At 45.6% G+C, this 18,821-nt stretch carries 13 protein-coding genes and 1 riboswitch; of the genes, 5 read left to right on the forward strand and 8 right to left on the reverse strand.

Annotation, left to right across the window (positions count from 1 at the left end; genetic code table 11):
* The first annotated feature begins 323 nt into the window (after positions 1–323).
* Complete coding sequence (locus P150_RS0105010; protein ID WP_028896725.1) at positions 324–1,145, forward strand: DUF4595 domain-containing protein; 822 nt, start codon at positions 324–326, stop codon at positions 1,143–1,145.
* A gap of 95 nt (positions 1,146–1,240) precedes the next feature.
* Here the strand turns inward: P150_RS0105010 and P150_RS0105015 are convergent, their stop codons facing one another.
* Positions 1,241–1,453, reverse strand: coding sequence for a hypothetical protein (locus P150_RS0105015; RefSeq protein ID WP_028896726.1), 213 nt, complete (start codon positions 1,451–1,453; stop codon positions 1,241–1,243).
* Positions 1,451–1,557, reverse strand: a riboswitch (SAM-I-IV-variant riboswitch). Its footprint overlaps the gene before it by 3 nt.
* A 508-nt stretch (positions 1,558–2,065) precedes the next feature.
* On the opposite strand from P150_RS0105015, the gene P150_RS0105025 reads away from it, so the two are divergent.
* Positions 2,066–2,839 carry an acyl-[acyl-carrier-protein] thioesterase gene (locus P150_RS0105025; protein WP_028896727.1) on the forward strand — a complete coding sequence of 258 codons (774 nt, stop codon included), beginning with the start codon at positions 2,066–2,068 and terminating at the stop codon, positions 2,837–2,839.
* Positions 2,840–3,253: 414 nt separating this feature from the next.
* Here the strand turns inward: P150_RS0105025 and P150_RS0105030 are convergent, their stop codons facing one another.
* The 4 genes from P150_RS0105030 to P150_RS0105045 all read right to left on the reverse strand — a co-directional run bounded on the left by P150_RS0105030 (position 3,254) and on the right by P150_RS0105045 (position 9,744).
* Positions 3,254–5,164 carry an ATP-dependent DNA helicase RecQ gene (locus P150_RS0105030; protein ID WP_028896728.1) on the reverse strand — a complete coding sequence of 637 codons (1,911 nt, stop codon included), beginning with the start codon at positions 5,162–5,164 and terminating at the stop codon, positions 3,254–3,256.
* Positions 5,165–5,192: 28 nt separating this feature from the next.
* Positions 5,193–6,917, reverse strand: coding sequence for a single-stranded-DNA-specific exonuclease RecJ (recJ, locus tag P150_RS0105035; protein ID WP_028896729.1), 1,725 nt, complete (start codon positions 6,915–6,917; stop codon positions 5,193–5,195).
* A 133-nt stretch (positions 6,918–7,050) separates the two neighbouring features.
* Positions 7,051–8,256 (reverse strand): aminopeptidase C, encoded by a 1,206-nt coding sequence (locus P150_RS0105040; RefSeq protein WP_028896730.1) that lies wholly within the window; start codon positions 8,254–8,256, stop codon positions 7,051–7,053.
* A gap of 90 nt (positions 8,257–8,346) precedes the next feature.
* The gene (locus tag P150_RS0105045; RefSeq protein ID WP_028896731.1) at positions 8,347–9,744 is read right to left on the reverse strand and encodes an aminopeptidase P family protein; all 1,398 of its coding nucleotides are present in this window, start codon (positions 9,742–9,744) and stop codon (positions 8,347–8,349) included.
* 89 nt (positions 9,745–9,833) lie between these two features.
* Here P150_RS0105045 and P150_RS0105050 point away from each other — a divergent pair, with 89 nt between their 5' ends.
* The gene (locus P150_RS0105050; RefSeq protein WP_028896732.1) at positions 9,834–10,688 is read left to right on the forward strand and encodes a patatin family protein; all 855 of its coding nucleotides are present in this window, start codon (positions 9,834–9,836) and stop codon (positions 10,686–10,688) included.
* A gap of 469 nt (positions 10,689–11,157) precedes the next feature.
* On the opposite strand, the gene P150_RS0105055 is transcribed toward P150_RS0105050, so the two are convergent.
* The 3 genes from P150_RS0105055 to P150_RS0105065 form a co-directional block, all read right to left on the reverse strand.
* Complete coding sequence (locus tag P150_RS0105055; protein WP_028896733.1) at positions 11,158–12,888, reverse strand: acyl-CoA dehydrogenase family protein; 1,731 nt, start codon at positions 12,886–12,888, stop codon at positions 11,158–11,160.
* Between the two features lie 156 nt (positions 12,889–13,044).
* Positions 13,045–14,067: an electron transfer flavoprotein subunit alpha/FixB family protein gene (locus P150_RS0105060; RefSeq protein ID WP_028896734.1), complete on the reverse strand. Its 1,023-nt coding sequence runs from the start codon at positions 14,065–14,067 to the stop codon at positions 13,045–13,047.
* Between the two features lie 206 nt (positions 14,068–14,273).
* The gene (locus P150_RS0105065) at positions 14,274–15,143 is read right to left on the reverse strand and encodes an electron transfer flavoprotein subunit beta/FixA family protein (RefSeq protein ID WP_028896735.1); all 870 of its coding nucleotides are present in this window, start codon (positions 15,141–15,143) and stop codon (positions 14,274–14,276) included.
* 290 nt (positions 15,144–15,433) lie between these two features.
* Between P150_RS0105065 and P150_RS0105070 the strand changes: the two genes are divergently transcribed.
* Together P150_RS0105070 and dnaG are read left to right on the forward strand one after the other, a co-directional pair.
* A complete protein-coding gene (locus tag P150_RS0105070; protein ID WP_028896736.1) occupies positions 15,434–16,291 on the forward strand; it encodes an enoyl-ACP reductase in 858 nt (285 codons plus the stop codon).
* Between the two features lie 584 nt (positions 16,292–16,875).
* Entirely contained in the window at positions 16,876–18,819 is a 1,944-nt protein-coding gene (gene dnaG / locus P150_RS0105075) for a DNA primase (RefSeq protein WP_028896737.1), read from the forward strand.
* Positions 18,820–18,821: the final 2 nt, after the last annotated feature.

Here is an 18,821-nt window from a genome sequence, read left to right on the forward strand (position 1 = left end):
CCTCTTAAAAGAAAAGCATTATATTTGCATTCGATTAATACATAATAGCCTATGAACAGGTAAAACAGAAAAAGACATAATAGATAGAAAGCGTTAGCTTGCATTCTTGTTCTTGAAATTCGCCAAAATTTATAGAGGCACGAGAGTAAAAGTTGATGCTCACGTCAAACGGCGTGGGCTTTTACTTGTTGAAGTGGCAATGGTGTTTGGCGATACCTCAAGAACATTAACGAAGTTATCAGTCCACGCTTTTTATTTGTCTCATTCAAAAATTTTTAAGGGCTGAAAAAAAGTTAATCATAAACGCATAAAAAACAGAATCAATGAAGAAAATATTAACCATCACGTGCCTTACTACAATGATACTGAGCGCAACAACGACATTTAGCTCTTGCAGCAGCGACAATAATGACACTCCAAACGTGCAGCCTTTTACTGCTATAAATCCTAAAAATGTATTTACAGGAGGACTTCCCAAAACAGCAGCCGAGATGAGCATTCAGACAAATGAGAAAGGACAGGTAGTCTCGCTCAAATCCGAAGAAGGAATCGTTACCTTCAAATATAATGAAGCAACAACACGTGGCACAGCACCTGCTTATGATGTAATAATGACGGTTGGAGATGGAAAGGAGAAGCTCGTCTGCAATTTGTACCTCAACAAAGACGGATTTGTCAGCCGTTGCGAGGAGGAAGAATATAATTTAGAGGGAATGGAAAGAGAATTATGGGATTTTACATACAACAGCGACGGCCAGCTGCTGACTATGCTGCGCATAGAAGGAGGCAAAGAGACTACTACTATTAAATATCAAGACGGAGATATCGTAGAAACAAAAACAGTTTCTGCCAGCGAACCTGAAGAAAGCAGCCTGTATAAGGTTTATTACACCTCGAATACAATTTCCACGCCTATTATAAACAAAGGCTGTATTATGCTTTTCGATGAAACTTTGGGTATTGATATGGACGAAATGAGATACGCCTACTATGCCGGACTGTTGGGTAAGGCTACCAAACATTTGCCCGTGCGTCTCGTTAGCGAGAAATATCAGGACACATCTCTGTTTGAGTGGACTTTGAATGCGGCAGGTTATCCTACATTGTTTTCAGCTGGAGTAGAAAAATACCCATTCACTTGGTAGCCAGAGAGGACGAAAAACATTTTATACTAACGCTCCCAAACCTGACACTCGCAGGTTTGGGAGCGTTTTTATTATCCTTTTTTTCAAGAAGGGAATTACCAACAATATGCTATTCCTCGCCTTTTGCAGACTCTGCGCAATGCTGCAAGATAATAACTGCGCTGACTGCACCATCCTCGCACATTACGTTCACGCTGAACAATCGCAGCGAGTTCTTCGTTGCTGCGCCTGCGCAAATAGAGATAATACCTGCCGGTAGCATACATTGCATAGAAGCCGGCCTTCATAGAAATGAATCTGATTTTCATAAAGATATTTTTTTAAGTTAAACTTACACATCTCTTTACCACCGTAGCTATCTTTATGTTTTGCTCGGTTGGTGCGTCTAAAGCGACGACTCTCGATGTTTCGTCTGCAAAGATACGAAATATTCTTGTATAATGAATTGATAAGGAGAGAAAAATTATTTCCTTTTCTAAGCAATAAAGCACGCAAAATAATTACAGTACGAGGAGATTCTCAAAAGCACTCAAGAGTCATTGATTTCATTTCAGACTGCAATTCATTATGCTCTGATATTGCTATGTTTTAATATTTATAAATGATTGATAGTCATTTGCTTACATCCTTGTGTCCGTTTTTGCGAAGAATGCATTGCAATCTTCGCACATTTGCTTTCCATTCTTGCGAAGATTGAAACGCATTCTTCGCACGTTTGAAAACAGAAAGAATGTCTATTGATTTTCAGCTATTTAGAAAGTGAACAACATTCTTATATGCAATGATAGATGTAAGGAGCAGTTCCGGCGAATTTGACATCAAATTTTTGAGCAATAATAGTAATAATCTGACATAATTTCGGTTATTAATAATGAATAGGAATGCCAATCAAGGCAAACTTTCTAAAATGTATGAGAATGATGGAAAAACTATCAAACATTGGCAGCTATCTTTTTTTAGCTGAACCTTTTCACTGTGATTTTTCAAAACGATTGTTTATTGGGCATCTGGGCAACCATCTGCTGAACGCAGCCGACTATCATAGCAGTGAGCGTGGATACGGAATGGACTATCTGAACACTATCAACAAAACGTGGGTATTGAGCCGTTTGGCTATTGAAATGGATGAAATGCCCGAGATGTACACAAGGTTCAACGTTGAGAGCTGGGTGGATGGAGTAATGAAATTCTTCACAAGCCGTAATTTCAAAGTGATTGGAGAAGACGGAATTGTTTATGGTTATGGTAAGAGTGTATGGGCAATGATTGATACGGAAACGCGTCAGCCGACTGATATCTTTGCCATTCGCGACGGACTGATAAAGGAGTATGTGGAAACGGAGCACGAATGTCCGATAGAAAAATCATCACGCGTGAAGATGGGTGGTGATGCTGAACTGGTACGCACGATTCCCACCTATTATAATGATGTGGATATCAATGGGCATATCAATTCCGTGAAATACATTGAGCACGTGATGGATTTATGGGATTTGGATTGGTATAAGGCGCACAGAGTGAAAAGATTTGAAATTGCATATATTGCTGAGTCGCATCAGGGCGACAATCTTAGTTTTTACAGGAGTGAAAATGCAGTAACTGATGGGCTTACGGACTTTTCTGTACGAATAACCAAGACTAATTCCGATGGCGAAGAGGTCGAGGTATGTAGAAGCAGAATATTATTCAAATAAATAAAATGGAATAATTTTCATTGTTTGTATAAAATATTTAAAGAAAATTTTGTAGTTTAATTTTAAATCGTTATCTTTGCATTAAGAAACAAAACAAGATAAGAAGTAAAGTTAATGATTAGGTATAAGTTGGATAAAAGGTAAAAGATTGTCAGGATAATTATGACAAGGGGCTGTTTGTTGATGGAAATGATGTGGAGGTGCGGATTTCTATTGCAAGGAACTCATAACTGACTGATGCGAACGATAAGACTGCAAGGTTCACGATGTGAAGATGTGGCGTGCAGCTGAAACAGTTTGCTGACTTTGCCTGAAAGCAACTAATTTTTTCTCGTACATAATTTTGTAAAGGAAGCTCTCTAATTGAAGAGAGCTTTCTTTTTATTTTGCATTGTCTGCAACTGAGTGTTGAGATTATTTTGTTCTGAAAACAAAGCTGCCATCCATCATAATTTCTTCTTCTGCCAATAAATCTTGCAGAGTCTGGCTTAAATAGTCTATATTCGTGGTGGAAGTGTCGGTCGGTATTTCCTTTAATTCTGTGATATGGTGCTTTTTGCCATCATTCAATATGTTGAGGATGGCTTTTTTGATTAAAGAGGTGGTATTCTTTTCTTCGGCTTTATGGTTCAGGCAGACGTCGCAATGCCCGCAATCCGTTGATTCTGTTTCTCCGAAATAGCGCAAAAGCTGTCTGCTTCGGCAAACACGATTGTTCTGGCAGTAATTGATCATTGCGAGAATGCGTTCCTCGAACTTTTCTTTCCTGTCTTCATATACTTCTTTTGGAATGCAGAGCTGCTCTCCGTCCACCCGGTCCAACGTGTATCTGATGAGTGGGATGTTCTTTCTTGGAATGAAATTGATGATGCGTTTCTTGCTGAGATTCTGCAGAACCATATAGGTTTGGTTTCTGTCCAGACCTGCTTCTTGGGCTATGTAGCTTTCGTCTATATAGCAATAGTCGGTGAAGAGTCCGCCGTAGTTTCTCAGTAAAGCTGTAATGACATTGTTCTCGTTCGGTGTGGAGTTGTCGAGACGGTATAACTCGTTGCGGCTGAGAATAAAACGAACCCTGGCTTTGGTATCGGGGTCCTGCACGTATTCCAAGTATCCTGCCCGTTGTATGATGAGCAGGGCGGCATTTACCTGAATTGGGAAATGCTTGAAGGCAACACAGAATTTGTCTATCGGAAATTCATAGGTCGCATCCATTCCGCTTCCTACGCCTATCTGATAGAAGTAGGCTAAGTGCTCGTAAACATTCTGTATATATTCTCTTGACGGGAATGTATCTTCGATTCTTTTTCTGAGATTTCGCTCGTCGTGGTTTCTCGTATAGAGCAAGATAGCGTAGGCTTTCCTGCCGTCTCGTCCGCCACGGCCGGCTTCCTGAAAGTAGGCTTCGGGCGAACTCGGCGCGTCAATATGGATGACAATACGCACGTCGGGCTTGTCGATGCCCATTCCGAAGGCGTTTGTTGCCACCATCACACGCACTTTGTCTTCCTGCCAGTCGTTCTGTCGCTGGTCCTTCACGGTAGGTTCCAAACCAGCGTGATACCAAGTGGAGGATATTTGTTTATGTATCAAGTATTTAGCTACTTCTTTCGTTCGCTGTCTGCTGCGGCAGTACACGATTGCCGTTCCTCCGACGGATTTGAGGATATGCACCATTTCTTCCATTTTATCCTCTGTCTCACGGAGCACATACGCAAGATTCTTGCGCTCAAAACTCATTCTAAACGCATTTTCTTCCCTGAATCCTAATTGTGTTTGTATGTCCTTGACTACTTCCGGAGTGGCTGTTGCGGTAAGGGCGAGGATAGGAATGTTCGGAAGTATCTCGCGAATTTTGATAATTTCAAGGTAGGAGGGACGGAAATCGTAGCCCCATTGGCTGATGCAGTGGGCTTCATCGACGGTGATGAAGCTCACTTTCATACGTTTAACCTTGATTTGAAAGAGGTCGGATGAAAGTCGTTCGGGCGATATATATAAAAGTTTTATACCTCCGAAAATACAGTTCTCCAATGTTGTTACAATCTCATCGCGCGACATTCCTGAATAAATGGCGGCAGCCTTAATGCCTTGTCGCTTGAGATGGTCCACCTGATCCTTCATCAATGATATCAGTGGTGTGATGACGATACACACACCTTCCGTTGCCATAGCCGGCACTTGGAATGTGAGCGACTTACCGCCCCCCGTGGGCATCAGTCCGAGCGTATCTTTCCCTGCTCCGATGCTTTCTATTACTTCAGCCTGAATGCCTCGGAAGTCGGGATATCCCCAATATTTATGAAGGATTTCCTTGTATGTCATTATATAGAGATTGCTCGATGATGAAGTTCTATTCTTCTTCTGACGGACGGATACCTTCTATCTGAAGCTGTACTGCACCACGCTTAAACACGTTGTCTTCTATGGTGTAGACGATATCGAAGGAACGTTTCGACTTGATGTAGCGTGCAGACTGGCTCTGTCCGAAAGCTATTCCGTTCATCACGTTGTTTGATTTGGAATCTACCAATTCCAGTTTGATGTGTTCCTGCTCACGGCCGACAACCTTGCTTGTGCCGAAATCGAATACGTCCTTTGTGCAGAACAGAGGTTTGGGATTGCTGGGACCGAAGGGGGCGAACCTCTTCAGGTCGTTGTGGAGTTTCTTTGTAATGTCCTTGAAGTCGATTACTGCATCGATGTCGAGCGAAGCCTCGGTCTGCTCGGGGAGAATATGCTCATCAACATATTTCTGGAAGCGTATTCTGAACTCCTTTACATTGTCCCATTTCAGTGTCAGACCTGCTGCGTAGGTGTGTCCGCCGAAGTTTTGGAGCAGATCGCTGCAACTCTTGATAGCCGAATACAGGTCGAAGCCTGCCACGCTGCGTGCAGAACCTGTTGCAAAGTCTTCATCTCGTGTGATGACAATCGTAGGACGATAGTAGATTTCCGTCAGTCTTGAAGCCACAATACCGATAACGCCTTTCTTCCAATGCTCGTCGTAGAGCACGATGCTCGTCTGGTGCTTCTGATTTTCAAGGCGTTCTACAATCTGATTGGCCTCTTCGGTCATCTGACGGTCCACATCCTTTCGCTTCTCATTGTATTCGTCGATGTGTTTTGCTGCGACAAGTGCCGTTGCCAAATCGCGTTCCACAAGGAGATCAACGCTCTCTCGGCCGTTCTCCATTCGTCCGCTTGCATTGATTCGTGGGCCTATCTTGAAGATAATATCGCTCATCGACAGTTCCCGTCCGTTGAGTCCACAGATGTCTATGATGGCTTTCAGGCCTACGCTTGGGTTCTGATTGAGCTGTTTGAGACCGTGAAAGGCGAGAATGCGATTCTCGTCCACTACTGGAACAAGGTCGGCTGCAATGCTCACGGCACAGAAATCGAGTAGAGGAATGAGGCGCGAGAAGGGAATATTATTGTTCTTTGCAAACGCTTGCATAAACTTAAAACCGACGCCACAGCCGCAAAGATTCTTGAAAGGATAAGGGTCGTCGGAACGTCTTGGGTTGAGAATGGCGACTGCCGGTGGCATATCCTCGTCGGGGACGTGGTGGTCGCAAATGATAAAGTCTATACCAAGCTCCTTGGCATAGGCTATTTCCTTGATAGCCTTAATGCCGCAATCAAGTATAATGATGAGTTTTACACCGGTTTCCTTTGCAAAGTCTATTCCTTTTTTGCTTACTCCATAGCCTTCTTCGTATCGGTCGGGAATGTAATAATCTATGTTGGAATAGAACTGTCGCAGAAATTTATACACCAATGCTACTGCCGTACAGCCGTCTACATCGTAGTCGCCATACACCATAATGCGCTCTTTTCGTCCCATGGCATCATTCAGCCTGTCAACGGCCACGTCCATATCCTTCATTAGGAAAGGATTGATGAGGTCGGATAGCTGTGGACGGAAGAATCTCTTCGCCGCACTTTCGGTAGTGATGCCACGCTTTATGAGGAGCGAAGCGAGGGTCGGACTTATGTTGAGTTTCTCTCCAAGCTCATTAGCTGCATTTGTCTGTTCAGATGTAGATGGTGTGTAGTTCCATTTAAAATGCATTTTAATTGTTTTTATTTCTGCTTGTAAAGGTACGAAAAAAAAGCGTAAGTCTGAAAAACTTACGCTTTTTTAATTCTATCTAACTATTAGCCGGCATTTGCCCGATAATAGTCAGGCTGTTTATATTCTTTTATTAGATGCCCATCTTCTGACGGATGTTAGCAGGAATTGCATTCTTGTTTACCATATAGTCCATTGTGTTGGCAGCAATGAATGTCTTTGTCATATACCAGATACCCTTGTACTTGCCTGTTTCGCCCCAAGAGTTCTTTACCATATAGTATTCCTTGCCGTTCTGGTCTTTAGCGATACCGAAGATAAGCATACCGTGGTCGTCTGTAAGCTCCCAGTTGTCGTAACGCTCCTGACGAAGCTGCTGTGTAGGAGTGATTTCAGGAACCTTTGCACCCATTTCTGCGATAAGGTCTTTCTGCTTTGCAGATGAAAGACCCAACCAACGTGCCATATCGCTGCCCTGCATGCTCTGAGCCTTCTTACCGTCTACCATATATGCAAGACCGTCGCGTGTGAAACCGGGTTCACTAACGTCGCCACCCCAAGCTACGCAATAGCCGTTCATAACAGCATTGTCGATGATTTCCATCATTTCATTCATAGGAACGTTGTGAGACTGTGGCATACGCCAGTTGTCCTGTACCTCAACAGCGAATGTTGAATAGAAAGGATGATGTGTGTAAGATGTAACTGTTACATAATCATCCCAGTTCAAACCGAGGCTGGCAGCGAATGACTTTGGTGTATATTCCTTGCCTTCGTATGTGAACTTCTCAGGACATTTGCCGAGATATGAATCCAAAATACCCTGAAGACCGACTTTCCACTGGCTGGAAATCTTGCTTGCCTTGTTTGTAGCAACAGCTTCAACGTATGGTTCCATTACAGAGAAGAACTCATTGAAGTTGAACAGAGAGTCGCCTGTCAATGAACCCGGGAAAGGCATTGCGCCTTCTGGGCAGATACCGTAGTTCATCAAGCAATAGAGAGGGTCGTAGCAAGAACCACCTTGTGAGAATTGAGCGTCGCCGTGCATACGTACAACGGTTGTAGCGCGGTCCATATAAGTCTTGTTGGCAACGAAACTCTCGCAAAGGTCGTAAGTTTTGCCACTCTTCTTCAGGATTTCAGCCTCAAAGTAGCCCAATGTAGAGTAGTCCCAACAAGTACCTGAACGGTTCTGATTCTTGATACTTGTGATAGGATTCTCCTTCACAACAGTAAATACAGGTTCGTTGTTTTCTTTTGCAGCCTTCTTCTTTGGTGCTGCTGTTGCGCCGGTAGCTATTGTAGCGAGAAGCGCAAGTGCTAAGATTTTTTTCATAATTCTTAAATAAATTTGCCGTCTAAATAAATAGATGTACAAATTGGTTAAAAGTTTAATTATTATTGTTTTTTATTTATTTCACTTTTACTATGCGTTCATAAATGCTTCCACATCATTCGGATGATAAGGAATCAGGTCCTTGCCAATGAAACGGCATCCGTCCTTAGTGATAAGGATATCGTCTTCGATACGAATACCACCGAAATCCTTATATGTATCGAGCTTATCGAAGTTGAGGAAGTCGGCACAGTGCTTCTTCTCACGCCATTCGTCGATGAGTGCAGGGATGAAATAGATACCCGGCTCGTCGGTTACAACGAAACCTTCCTCCAAACGGCGACCCATTCTCAGGCAGTTTGTACCGAACTGGTCGAGGTTAGGACGAGTTTCAGCATCAAAACCAACGTGAATCTGTCCCAATGCTTCCATATCGTGAACATCCATACCCATCATATGGCCGAGACCGTGAGGCAGGAACATAGCGTGAGCACCGGCAGCAACAGCGTCGTCGGTGTTGCCCTTAGCCAAGCCGAGTTCCTTCATTCTCTCGAAAATGATACGACATACTGCAAAATGCACGTCGGCATACTTCATTCCTGGTTTAGACAATTCGAGTGCTGCATCGTGAGCTTCCTCCACAGCCTTGTATATATCCAACTGACGTTGGGTGAACTTGCCGTTCACGGGATATGTACGTGTGTTGTCCGAGCAGTAATGGTTGATGGTTTCAGCACCACAGTCGCAAAGTACCAAACGACCGTCCTCCAAATCTGCCATAGATGGATTGCCGTGCATAATCTCTCCGTGCTGAGAGAGTATGATAGGGAACGAAATCATAGAACCGTATGAGTTTGCGATGCCTTCGAGCTGACCAGCGATGAACTTCTCCGTTACGCCCGGCTTTGCCAGTCGCATAGCGGTCGTGTGCATCTTGTAGCCAATTACTGCGGCGCGTTCCAATTCTTCAATTTCCTCCTGAGTCTTTACGGAGCGCATCTTTACCACAGCGTTGATCAGTTCAAGGCTGGCAGCCTCTTTCTGCTCGTTGGGATGAATGCCAAGAAGATCCATTATCTGAATCTTGATGTCGTGGCGGTAGGGAGGCAAGAAGTGAATCTTACGCTTCGACTGCATTGCTCTGTCGCAAATGTTCTTCAGCTCCTTCATAGGTGCTGATTCCCTCACGCCCACCTGAGCTGCAAGATCTTTCACGGCATCGACACTGCCAAACCAGACTATATCATCAATATCAATGTCATCACCAATCAGCTTTTCAGTGTCTTCATCGATATCAATCACTCCCACGAGTCCGTCGCGCTTCTGTCCGAAATAATAGAGGAAAGAAGAGTCCTGACGGAAAGGAGAATAGCCGTTAGCAGGGCAGTTTGCCGGCGATTCATTGTTGCCAAACAAAATGATAATGCCGTCTTTTACGAGCTTCTTGAGCTCAGCACGACGACCAATGTACGTTTCTTTGCTAAACATATCGGCTTAAATTTTATTGGTAATGCTGCAAAGATAATGAAAATTCCCATAAATTCCCTATCTTTGTAGTCAAATTAATGACTTTTTTTATGGAAATTAATAGAAATACGGGACTTGTGTTAGAAGGAGGAGGTATGAGAGGCGTTTTTACGGCAGGTGTGCTTGACGCTTTTATGAAACATAACCTTTATTTCCATTACGTGGTTGCAGTATCGGCAGGAGCCTGCAACGGACTTTCCTATATGAGCCGACAGCCCCGCAGAGCCAGAGCTTCCAATATCGACCTGTTGGCTAAATATAATTATATTGGTGTCCGGCATCTGGTTACGCAGGGATGTATCTTTGACCCCGAATTGCTCTACAAGCGTTTTCCTTATGAAATCATTCCGTTCGATTACGATACTTTCTTTGAGAATATGCGGAAGGGCGACGTTTTCGAGATGGTTACAACGAATTGCGAAACAGGCAGAAGCGAATACTTGCAGGAAACCTCTGGCGATGCTCATCGGCTGAACGAACTTGTACGCGCTTCGAGCAGTCTGCCTTATGTCAGCAAGATTGTGAATATCGACGGCACACCGATGCTCGACGGCGGAATTGCCGATTCCATTCCGGTTCTCAGGGCGATAGAGACAGGGCACGAAAAGAATATCGTAGTCTGCACGCGCAACAAAGGCTGGCGGGACAACGGCAGGGATCTGAAACAACCTAAGTTTGTGTACCGCAACTATCCACGTCTGAGAGTGTTGTTGAGCCGACGGTTGAAAGCCTACAACGAGCAGTTGGACTTGATTGATGCTTTGGAAGCAAAGGGCGATATTCTTGTTATCCGTCCTGAAAACCCGATTGTGGTTGGGAGAATGGAGAAAGACGTGCAGAAGCTCGAAGCGTTATACGAAGAAGGATTCCAACTTGGCGAAAGATTCACGGAATTATACGCCTGAAAACGTCTGGCAATTGTCAGGCAAGTTGATACTGTATTTTATCCCGCCTTCAGATAAATCCGAACGCATAGGCATATATAAATAAGGTATGTGCTTATCAATCCATTACCTTCTATTCGATATAGCCTTTTCCTGACCTTAAGACTGATTTTCAATCTTCGCAAGATTGCGTTCCATTCTTCGCAAGATTGCGTTGCGTTTTTGCGAAGATTGCGATGCATTCTTCGCACGTTTGGAAAACGCATCTTCATCGGTCTGAAATTACAGGTTGTATTTCTGAGTTTAGGAGAAGGATGATTGAAGAGATACAAGAGAATAAATGAATAAATATCTTCGCTAAGCGATTTGTTTATTCGCTTGCAAATCGCTCCTAAAATTGGATATTGTTTTTCGATTTCGTATATAAAATATACAAACGGCATTCAGATTGTGGTTCTGAATGCCGTTTTCTGTATAGTGATATTGAATTTTATGCTTCAGCAGCCTCGTCTTCAACTGCCTTGAAGTGTGCAAGGTCTTCCGCATTGAATGCCTTGACGTAGGCAGTGCTGCCGATAACTTCTTCTTCCGTCATACGGACGAATACGTTGGCAGACTTTGCGAACAGTTCGGGAGCCTTGCTTGCGTCCTCAATAAGGAGAAGCGACTCGATGATGCCTGCCGTCATATTGTAGAGACGGCGTGCAAGGAAGTCCTGTTCGTCCTGATTGTCGTCTGCCTTAACCTTCTCGAGGGCTTCCTCATAGCGTTCTACGAGTTTGGCAACACGAGCCTGCAAAGACTTCATTTCGTCGGAAACCTCGCCTTCGAGCATTTCCTTCATAATGGAAAGATAGGTGCCGTTGGTAATGTATCGGATTGCTGCAACCACCTGAAGCTGTGTCGTACCCTCATAGATGGAGAAGATGCGTGCATCGCGAAAGAGACGCTGGCTCTTGTACTCCATAATGAAGCCTGAACCACCGTGGATGGAGATGGCATCGTAGGCATTCTGGTTGGCATATTCGGAGTTGATTCCCTTTGACAATGGTGTGAAGGCATCGGCAAGACGTGTGTACTTCTTCATTTCCTGACGGTCTTCGGCAGAGAGTTTCTCGTCGCGCGCAATGTCTTCGAGTGCCTTGTAGATGTCTACGTAGCGTGCTGTCTGATAGAGCAGCGAACGGCCGGCGTCGAGCTTCGCCTTCATACGTGAAAGCATATCGTAGACAGCAGGGAAAGTGATGATTTTCTTGCCGAACTGGGCACGGTCCATGGCGTAGTTCAGGCCTTCAACGTAAGCCTCTCGCGCTACGCCGACACTCTGAGCGGCGATACCCAGTCGGGCACCGTTCATCAATGCCATCACGTACTTGATAAGTCCCATACGTGTATTGCCGCAAAGTTCGGCCTTGGCATTCTTGTAAACCAATTCACAGGTAGGCGAGCCGTGGATACCCAACTTATGTTCTATGTGGCGGACATCGACGCCGCCGTCGCGCTTGTCGTAGATGAACATCGAAAGACCGCGGCCGTCGCGTGTGCCTTCTTCGGAACGGGCGAGCACCAAGTGGAGGTCTGAGTCGCCGTTGGTGATGAAACGCTTCACACCGTTCAGCCGCCAGCAGTTCTCCTTCTCGTCGAATGTAGCCTTGAGCATAACGCGCTGCAAATCGGAACCTGCATCAGGCTCTGTCAGGTCCATTGACATCATTTCGCCTTCGCAGATGCGTGGGATGAACTTTGCACGCTGTTCGTCGGTTCCGAACTCGTAGAGCGTGTCGATACAGGACTGCAACGACCAGATGTTCTGGAAACCGGCGTCGGCTGAAGAAATCATTTCCGAGAGCATAGAGAACACCACGTTCGGCAGATTCAAGCCTCCGTACTGGCGCGGCATACTTACGCCCCAGAGTCCGGCCTTGCGTGTTGCCTCGATGTTTTCGTATGTCTTGCTCGCATAGTGCATACGGCTGTCAATGAGGTGTGGTCCTTCCAAGTCTACGGATTCGGCGTTCGGCTCGATGATGTTTGCCGTAACGTCGCCACAGATATCGAGGACACGCTTATAGTTTTCGATTGCGTCCTCGTAATTGACGGGAGCATCGTCGTATGTCGCAGCATCTTTATAGTTTCTTTCCTTCAACTCAACGATGCGCTTCATCAAAGGATGATTGAGGTGGAACTCAATCTCCGGTTGGTCGCTATAATAATTTGCCATAATCTTTATTTCTTTTTTGTTTCTTTATGAAGAATGTACAAGGCGCAGCTTAATAAAATCAAGGGCAGAATCCCTACCAGTTCAGGATGCTTGGCCGACATCATTGACACGATGCTGCCCATACTTCCCGCAATAAGAAGACTAACCTTTTGCATTTTACTTGCTGTTCTCCTTATAATATTTAATTAACTTCGGCACAACTTCCTCAACAGTACCGTTGATTACGTAGTCTGCAATCTGATTGATAGGCGCATCAGGGTCGTTGTTGATGGAGATAATGATACCTGCATCCTGCATTCCGGCGATATGCTGAATCTGTCCGGAAATGCCACAGGCGATATAAACCTTCGGATGAACGGTAACACCAGTCTGACCTACCTGACGGTCGTTGTCTACCCAACCTGCATCGACTGCCGCACGAGACGCACCCACCTCTCCGTGGAGCTCTTTTGCCAACTGGAACAGCAGATCGAAATTCTCCTTGGAACCGACACCATAGCCACCGGCTACGACGATAGGAGCACCCTTCAGGTTGTTCTGTGCCGGCTCAACGCGGCGTTCAATTACCTTTACGGCATAGGAAAGCTCGTCTACATACTTGCTTACTTCCGGATAAACCACTTCGTTCTTTGCCTTGCCGTCGTAGACAGCCTTCTGCATCACGCCCGAACGCACCGTAGCCATCTGAGGACGGTTTTCGGGATTCACGATGGTAGCCACGATGTTGCCGCCGAATGCAGGGCGAATCTGGTAGAGCATATTCTCATAGTGCTTGCCAGCCTTCTTGTCATCGTAATCTCCGATTTCAAGTTGAGTACAGTCGGCGGTAAGCCCAGACGTCAATGAGGATGAAACACGAGGCCCGAGGTCGCGCCCAATAACAGTAGCACCCATCAAGGCAATCTGCGGTTTCTCTTCATTAAAGAGATTCACGAGAATGTCTGTGTGAGGGGCTGACGTGTAAGGGAAGAGCCCTTCGCCGTCGAACACAAATAATTTATCCACTCCATAAGGAAGAATCTGGTCTTCCACCTTGCCCTTGATGCCGCTTCCGGCAACGATTGCGTGGAGTTCTACGCCTAATTCATTGGCGAGCTTACGGCCTTTCGTAAGCAATTCCTGCGAAACTTCCTGTACGGTTGTTTCTTCTATTTCGCAATATACAAATACGTTGTTCATAAATAATACTGTATCACATCATCGGTCTGCCGTTCTTTCTGCTTCTTTCTGAAAGCAATGCGGATGAAACAGCCTGCCGACCGTGGATGATTATATTTTCATTGGAATAATTTGAATTGATATGCTTGAACCTTTATCCTCTCCGTTGCTGAATGTTTCGGATTCCACAGCCTCCCTTTCAGAAGAAGAAGGAGAGAGATTTCCGGTTATCCAATTATCTTCTCGTCGAGAAGTTCCTTTACCAATCCTTCTATATCAGCATCCGAACCTGTGATAGTCTTGCTTTCCTTAGCTTGGAACACGATGTTCTGAACGCTCTTCACCTTGGTTGGAGAGCCGGAAAGACCACACTGGGCTTCGTCACCATCAACATCAGCTACCGACCATTGGGTCAAAGTCAGGTAAGGACGCGTCTCGTAAAGCTCTGCCCACGGCTCGTCGCCCTTGCGCTCCATAGGACAGGTTGCGTACTTATATTTCATTACGAGCTTGGCATTGCAGGGACGAGCCGGTGCAGCCGTGCCGTTTACCGTAATAACCACCGGAAGAGGGGCAACAACGGTTTCCACACCACCGTCGATATGGCGGCGGATGGTAGCCTTTCCGTCCTCCACCTTCAGGATTTCCTCTGCGTAAGTAACCTGATTCAGACCGAGCTTCTGTGCCACCTGCGGACCAACCTGTGCCGTATCGCCGTCGATAGCCTGACGGCCGCCGATAACAATATCCACATCGCCAATCTTCTTGATGGCAGTTGCCAGTGCATAAGACGTAGCCAACGTGTCGGCACCTGCAAACTTACGGTCGGTCAATAGCCAACCGGTGTCTGCTCCACGGAAAAGTCCCTGACGGATTATTTCGCCTGCACGGGGAGGTCCCATAGTGAGAATACCAACTGTTGAACCAGGGTTCTCGTCTTTCAGCCGAAGAGCCTGCTCCAAAGCATTCAAGTCTTCAGGGTTGAAGATAGCCGGCAGCGCGGCACGGTTCACAGTGCCTTCAGCTGTCATAGCATCCTTGCCCACATTTCTTGTGTCTGGTACCTGCTTGGCAAGTACAACGATTTTCAAACTCATAGATATAATGTGTTGTTTAGAATATTTTGTTTAATAGAATCGGATAGCAAAAGTACATTTTTTTTATAACACCAACAAATTAATTGCACAAAATAAGTACGTTCGTGCACAAATCTGTCAGATTGAGCATTCTCTTTATCTCCCTTTTGTAATAATTACAGCTCTGAAGATAACAAAAAGTATTCTGAATTTCGGTGCTTGAAAGTGTGTAAAATACAAATTTAACAGATATTCAGCCCTTTATCTCAATAAAAATATGTACCTTTGACAACTGTATTATAACGAAAAGTATGAGTAACAACTTATTATCAGGAAAAAGAGGCATCATTTTCGGTGCATTGAACGAACAGTCAATTGCTTGGAAAGTAGCCGAGCGTGCCGTTGAAGAAGGCGCACAGATTACACTTTCAAATACTCCAATTGCGGTAAGAATGGGAACAGTCAATGCACTGTCCGAAAAACTCAATTGCGAGGTTATACCGGCTGATGCCACAAGTGTTGAAGACTTGGAAAACGTATTCAAGCGTTCTATGGAAGTCTTAGGTGGAAAGATTGATTTTGTACTGCATTCTATCGGTATGTCGCCGAACGTTCGCAAGCGTCGCACATACGATAATCTCGACTACAAGATGCTCGACACGACACTCGACGTGTCTGCCGTTTCATTCCATAAGATGATTCAGAGTGCGAAGAAGCTCGATGCCATCAGCGAAGGAGGTTCAATCCTCGCCCTTACCTACGTGGCTGCACAGCGCACATTCTACGGCTACAACGATATGGCTGACGCAAAGGCACTCTTGGAAAGCATTGCGCGCAGCTTCGGCTACATCTATGGACGCGAAAAGGGCGTGCGCATCAACACGATTTCACAGTCTCCTACAATGACTACTGCCGGACAGGGCGTGAAGGGTATGGACAAGCTCTACGACTTTGCCGACCGTATGTCGCCACTCGGCAACGCCTCTGCTGCCGAATGCGCTGACTACTGTATCGTAATGTTCTCCGACCTTACCAAGAAAGTAACAATGCAGAATCTCTATCACGACGGTGGTTTCTCCAACGTGGGTATGAGTCTCCGTGCTATGGCTACTTACGAGAAGGGACTCGACGAGTACAAGGATGAAAACGGTAATATTATCTACGGATAAGCACCATTTTTCATACATTAATGAATGGGGCGACACTCTCAAAGTGTCGCCCCGTTTGTTTTCGTTTGATTTGAAGAACAGAGATTCTTTTTCTTGTTCTGTCCTGCATTTTTTGCGATAATATTTCTTATTCTCGTCTATGATTTTCTACTGATTTGGGATGCGTCTGCAAACGTGCGAAGAATGCAAAACAATCTTCGCACGTTTGCAGCGCGTTTTTGCGAAGAATAGAATGCAATCTTCGCACGTTTGGAATGAGAGAGGACAAGTATTGATTATCAGACACTTACATACGATAAAACAATAACGGCATAGAAAGGAGATGGATTGCACTATGGAATAGAGCTGATGGGTGTGAAGACCAGAGAAGCAAAGTATAACGGAGAACAAAAAGAAGGGAAGGAAAGATAGAGATGCTGGCAGAAGGAAGTGCAGACGTTTGGCGAATGATGTTCTCTTGCACCTTATTATATTTATTATAGATGGTAAGTTTTCTTGGCAAAGATAATATAATCAGCAGATATTTTGTTATCTTTGCAAGTGGTTCCCTTCGGAATGCCATCCTCAAAATTCAGCGAAAATATATGATTGACAACCCAACGGTACAAAGGATTCTTGATGCAGCGAATATTGTAGACGTAGTTTCGGAATTTGTTTCTTTGCGAAAGGCAGGAACAAGTTACAAGGGATTGTGCCCGTTCCACGACGACCGAACGCCGTCGTTTTCCGTCAGTCCGGTAAAGGGAGTGTATAAATGTTTCTCGTGTGGCGAAGCCGGCAACGTGGTAAACTTCATAATGAAGCACGAACAGGTTACGTATCCTGAAGCGTTGAAATGGATTGCAAGGAAATACAATATCGAAGTTCAGGAACGCGAGCTTACTTCGGAGGAAAAGCGTCTGGAAAACGAGCGCGAGTCTATGTTTCTCGTGAATGAATGGGCATCGAAGTATTTCCAGAATATCCTGAAAAACAATGTAGACGGACAGGCTATCGGTTTGCAGTATTTCCGCAGCCGTGGATTCCGGGACGACATTATTCAGAAATTCCAGTTGGGATATTGTCTGAACAACCGACAGGCTTTCTCCAATGCCGCCCTGCTGGCAGGCTACAAGAAAGAGTTTCTGATAAAGACAGGACTGTGTTTTGAACGCGAAAACGGCGAGCTCGTAGACCGTTTCAACGGCCGTGTCCTCTTTCCTTGGATAAGCGTGAGCGGCAAGGTTACTGCATTCGGAGGCCGTCTGCTCGACTCCCGCACAAAGGGCGTGAGTCAGAAATACGTCAATTCGCCCGACAGCGAAATCTATCACAAGGAAAGAGAACTTTACGGAATCTTTCAGGCGAAGAAAGCCATTGCGAAGTTCGACCTCGTATATATGGTGGAAGGCTATACGGACGTGGTTTCGATGCACCAGTGCGGCATTGAGAACGTGGTGGCAAACAGCGGAACTGCGCTCTCAACCCATCAGATAAAGCTGCTCCGGAGATTCACGCCGAACATTGTTTTGCTCTACGACGGCGACGCAGCCGGGCAGCACGCAGCTCTCCGCGGTACGGATATGCTGCTCTCGGAAGGGATGAACGTGAAGGTTTTGCTGATTCCCGACGGAAAGGATCCCGACGAACTGGCACGCAGCTATTCGGCTGAGGATTTCCGAAAATACATCGAGGAGAATCAGACCGACTTCATTGTCTTTAAGATAAACGTGCTCCTGAAGGGCGTGAGCGACCCCGTGAAGCGTTCGGAGGCCATCAATTCCATTGTTCAGAGCATTGCCGTGATCAAGGATCCCATTCTTCGCGACACCTATCTGCGCGAGTGCGCACACAGAACAGGCGTGAAGGAGGAGACGCTGATTGCACAGATGAACCGGTATATACACAGCGACCGCGAGCAGCAGCGCAAGGAACAGGAGCGAAGGATGGATGCAACGCCGCTTTCCGAGTCTGTTCCGAGTCCTGTCCGACCTGCAACGCCTGTGCAGCAGGCATCCAAAGTTGAGACAATGCTCGTGCAGGCAATCGTGCGCGATGGCGAGAAAATCATCATCCGCGATGTTCCCAATGAGGAAACAGGCACTACCGTAAATCTGAACGTGGCACAATACATTGCCTACGACCTCGGTCTGGACAACCTTTCCTTCTCCAATCCCGTCTCAATTCAGATTCTTCAAGAGGCAGTTGAGCACAGTTCGGACGAGGGATTCAAGGCAGAGGAATACTTCACTCATCATTCCGACATCAATCTTTCCACCCTTGCCGTGAAACTGAGTGTTGATAGGTTCCAACTTTCAGAGAGTCTGCAGCTCAAGGAACGCGAGACCGACCTCCGGGACAGAATCATCCACCTGATACTCGACTTCAGGATGAACTACGTGGAGCAGCATCTGAAGGCATTGCAGGCGAGACTTTCGCAGGAACAGGACATCGACAAGATGATGGAGATAATGGCAGAACTGAAGAATATGCAGGAAATGCGCAACATTCTCGCCAAGAAACTGGGCACGGATATTGTAGTAAGGTAAGT

Source organism: Prevotella sp. HUN102 (genome assembly GCF_000688375.1).
In the GTDB taxonomy this organism is placed as follows: domain Bacteria; phylum Bacteroidota; class Bacteroidia; order Bacteroidales; family Bacteroidaceae; genus Prevotella.

What these genes read in the sequence shown, in the direction of transcription:
- P150_RS0105010 (WP_028896725.1), top strand. Translation starts at nt 324, where the DNA reads ATGAAGAAAATATTAACCATCACGTGCCTTACTACAATGATACTGAGC.
- P150_RS0105015 (WP_028896726.1), bottom strand. Translation starts at nt 1,453, where the DNA reads ATGAAAATCAGATTCATTTCTATGAAGGCCGGCTTCTATGCAATGTAT.
- P150_RS0105025 (WP_028896727.1), top strand. Translation starts at nt 2,066, where the DNA reads ATGGAAAAACTATCAAACATTGGCAGCTATCTTTTTTTAGCTGAACCT.
- P150_RS0105030 (WP_028896728.1), bottom strand. Translation starts at nt 5,164, where the DNA reads ATGACATACAAGGAAATCCTTCATAAATATTGGGGATATCCCGACTTC.
- recJ (WP_028896729.1), bottom strand. Translation starts at nt 6,917, where the DNA reads ATGCATTTTAAATGGAACTACACACCATCTACATCTGAACAGACAAAT.
- P150_RS0105040 (WP_028896730.1), bottom strand. Translation starts at nt 8,256, where the DNA reads ATGAAAAAAATCTTAGCACTTGCGCTTCTCGCTACAATAGCTACCGGC.
- P150_RS0105045 (WP_028896731.1), bottom strand. Translation starts at nt 9,744, where the DNA reads ATGTTTAGCAAAGAAACGTACATTGGTCGTCGTGCTGAGCTCAAGAAG.
- P150_RS0105050 (WP_028896732.1), top strand. Translation starts at nt 9,834, where the DNA reads ATGGAAATTAATAGAAATACGGGACTTGTGTTAGAAGGAGGAGGTATG.
- P150_RS0105055 (WP_028896733.1), bottom strand. Translation starts at nt 12,888, where the DNA reads ATGGCAAATTATTATAGCGACCAACCGGAGATTGAGTTCCACCTCAAT.
- P150_RS0105060 (WP_028896734.1), bottom strand. Translation starts at nt 14,067, where the DNA reads ATGAACAACGTATTTGTATATTGCGAAATAGAAGAAACAACCGTACAG.
- P150_RS0105065 (WP_028896735.1), bottom strand. Translation starts at nt 15,143, where the DNA reads ATGAGTTTGAAAATCGTTGTACTTGCCAAGCAGGTACCAGACACAAGA.
- P150_RS0105070 (WP_028896736.1), top strand. Translation starts at nt 15,434, where the DNA reads ATGAGTAACAACTTATTATCAGGAAAAAGAGGCATCATTTTCGGTGCA.
- dnaG (WP_028896737.1), top strand. Translation starts at nt 16,876, where the DNA reads ATGATTGACAACCCAACGGTACAAAGGATTCTTGATGCAGCGAATATT.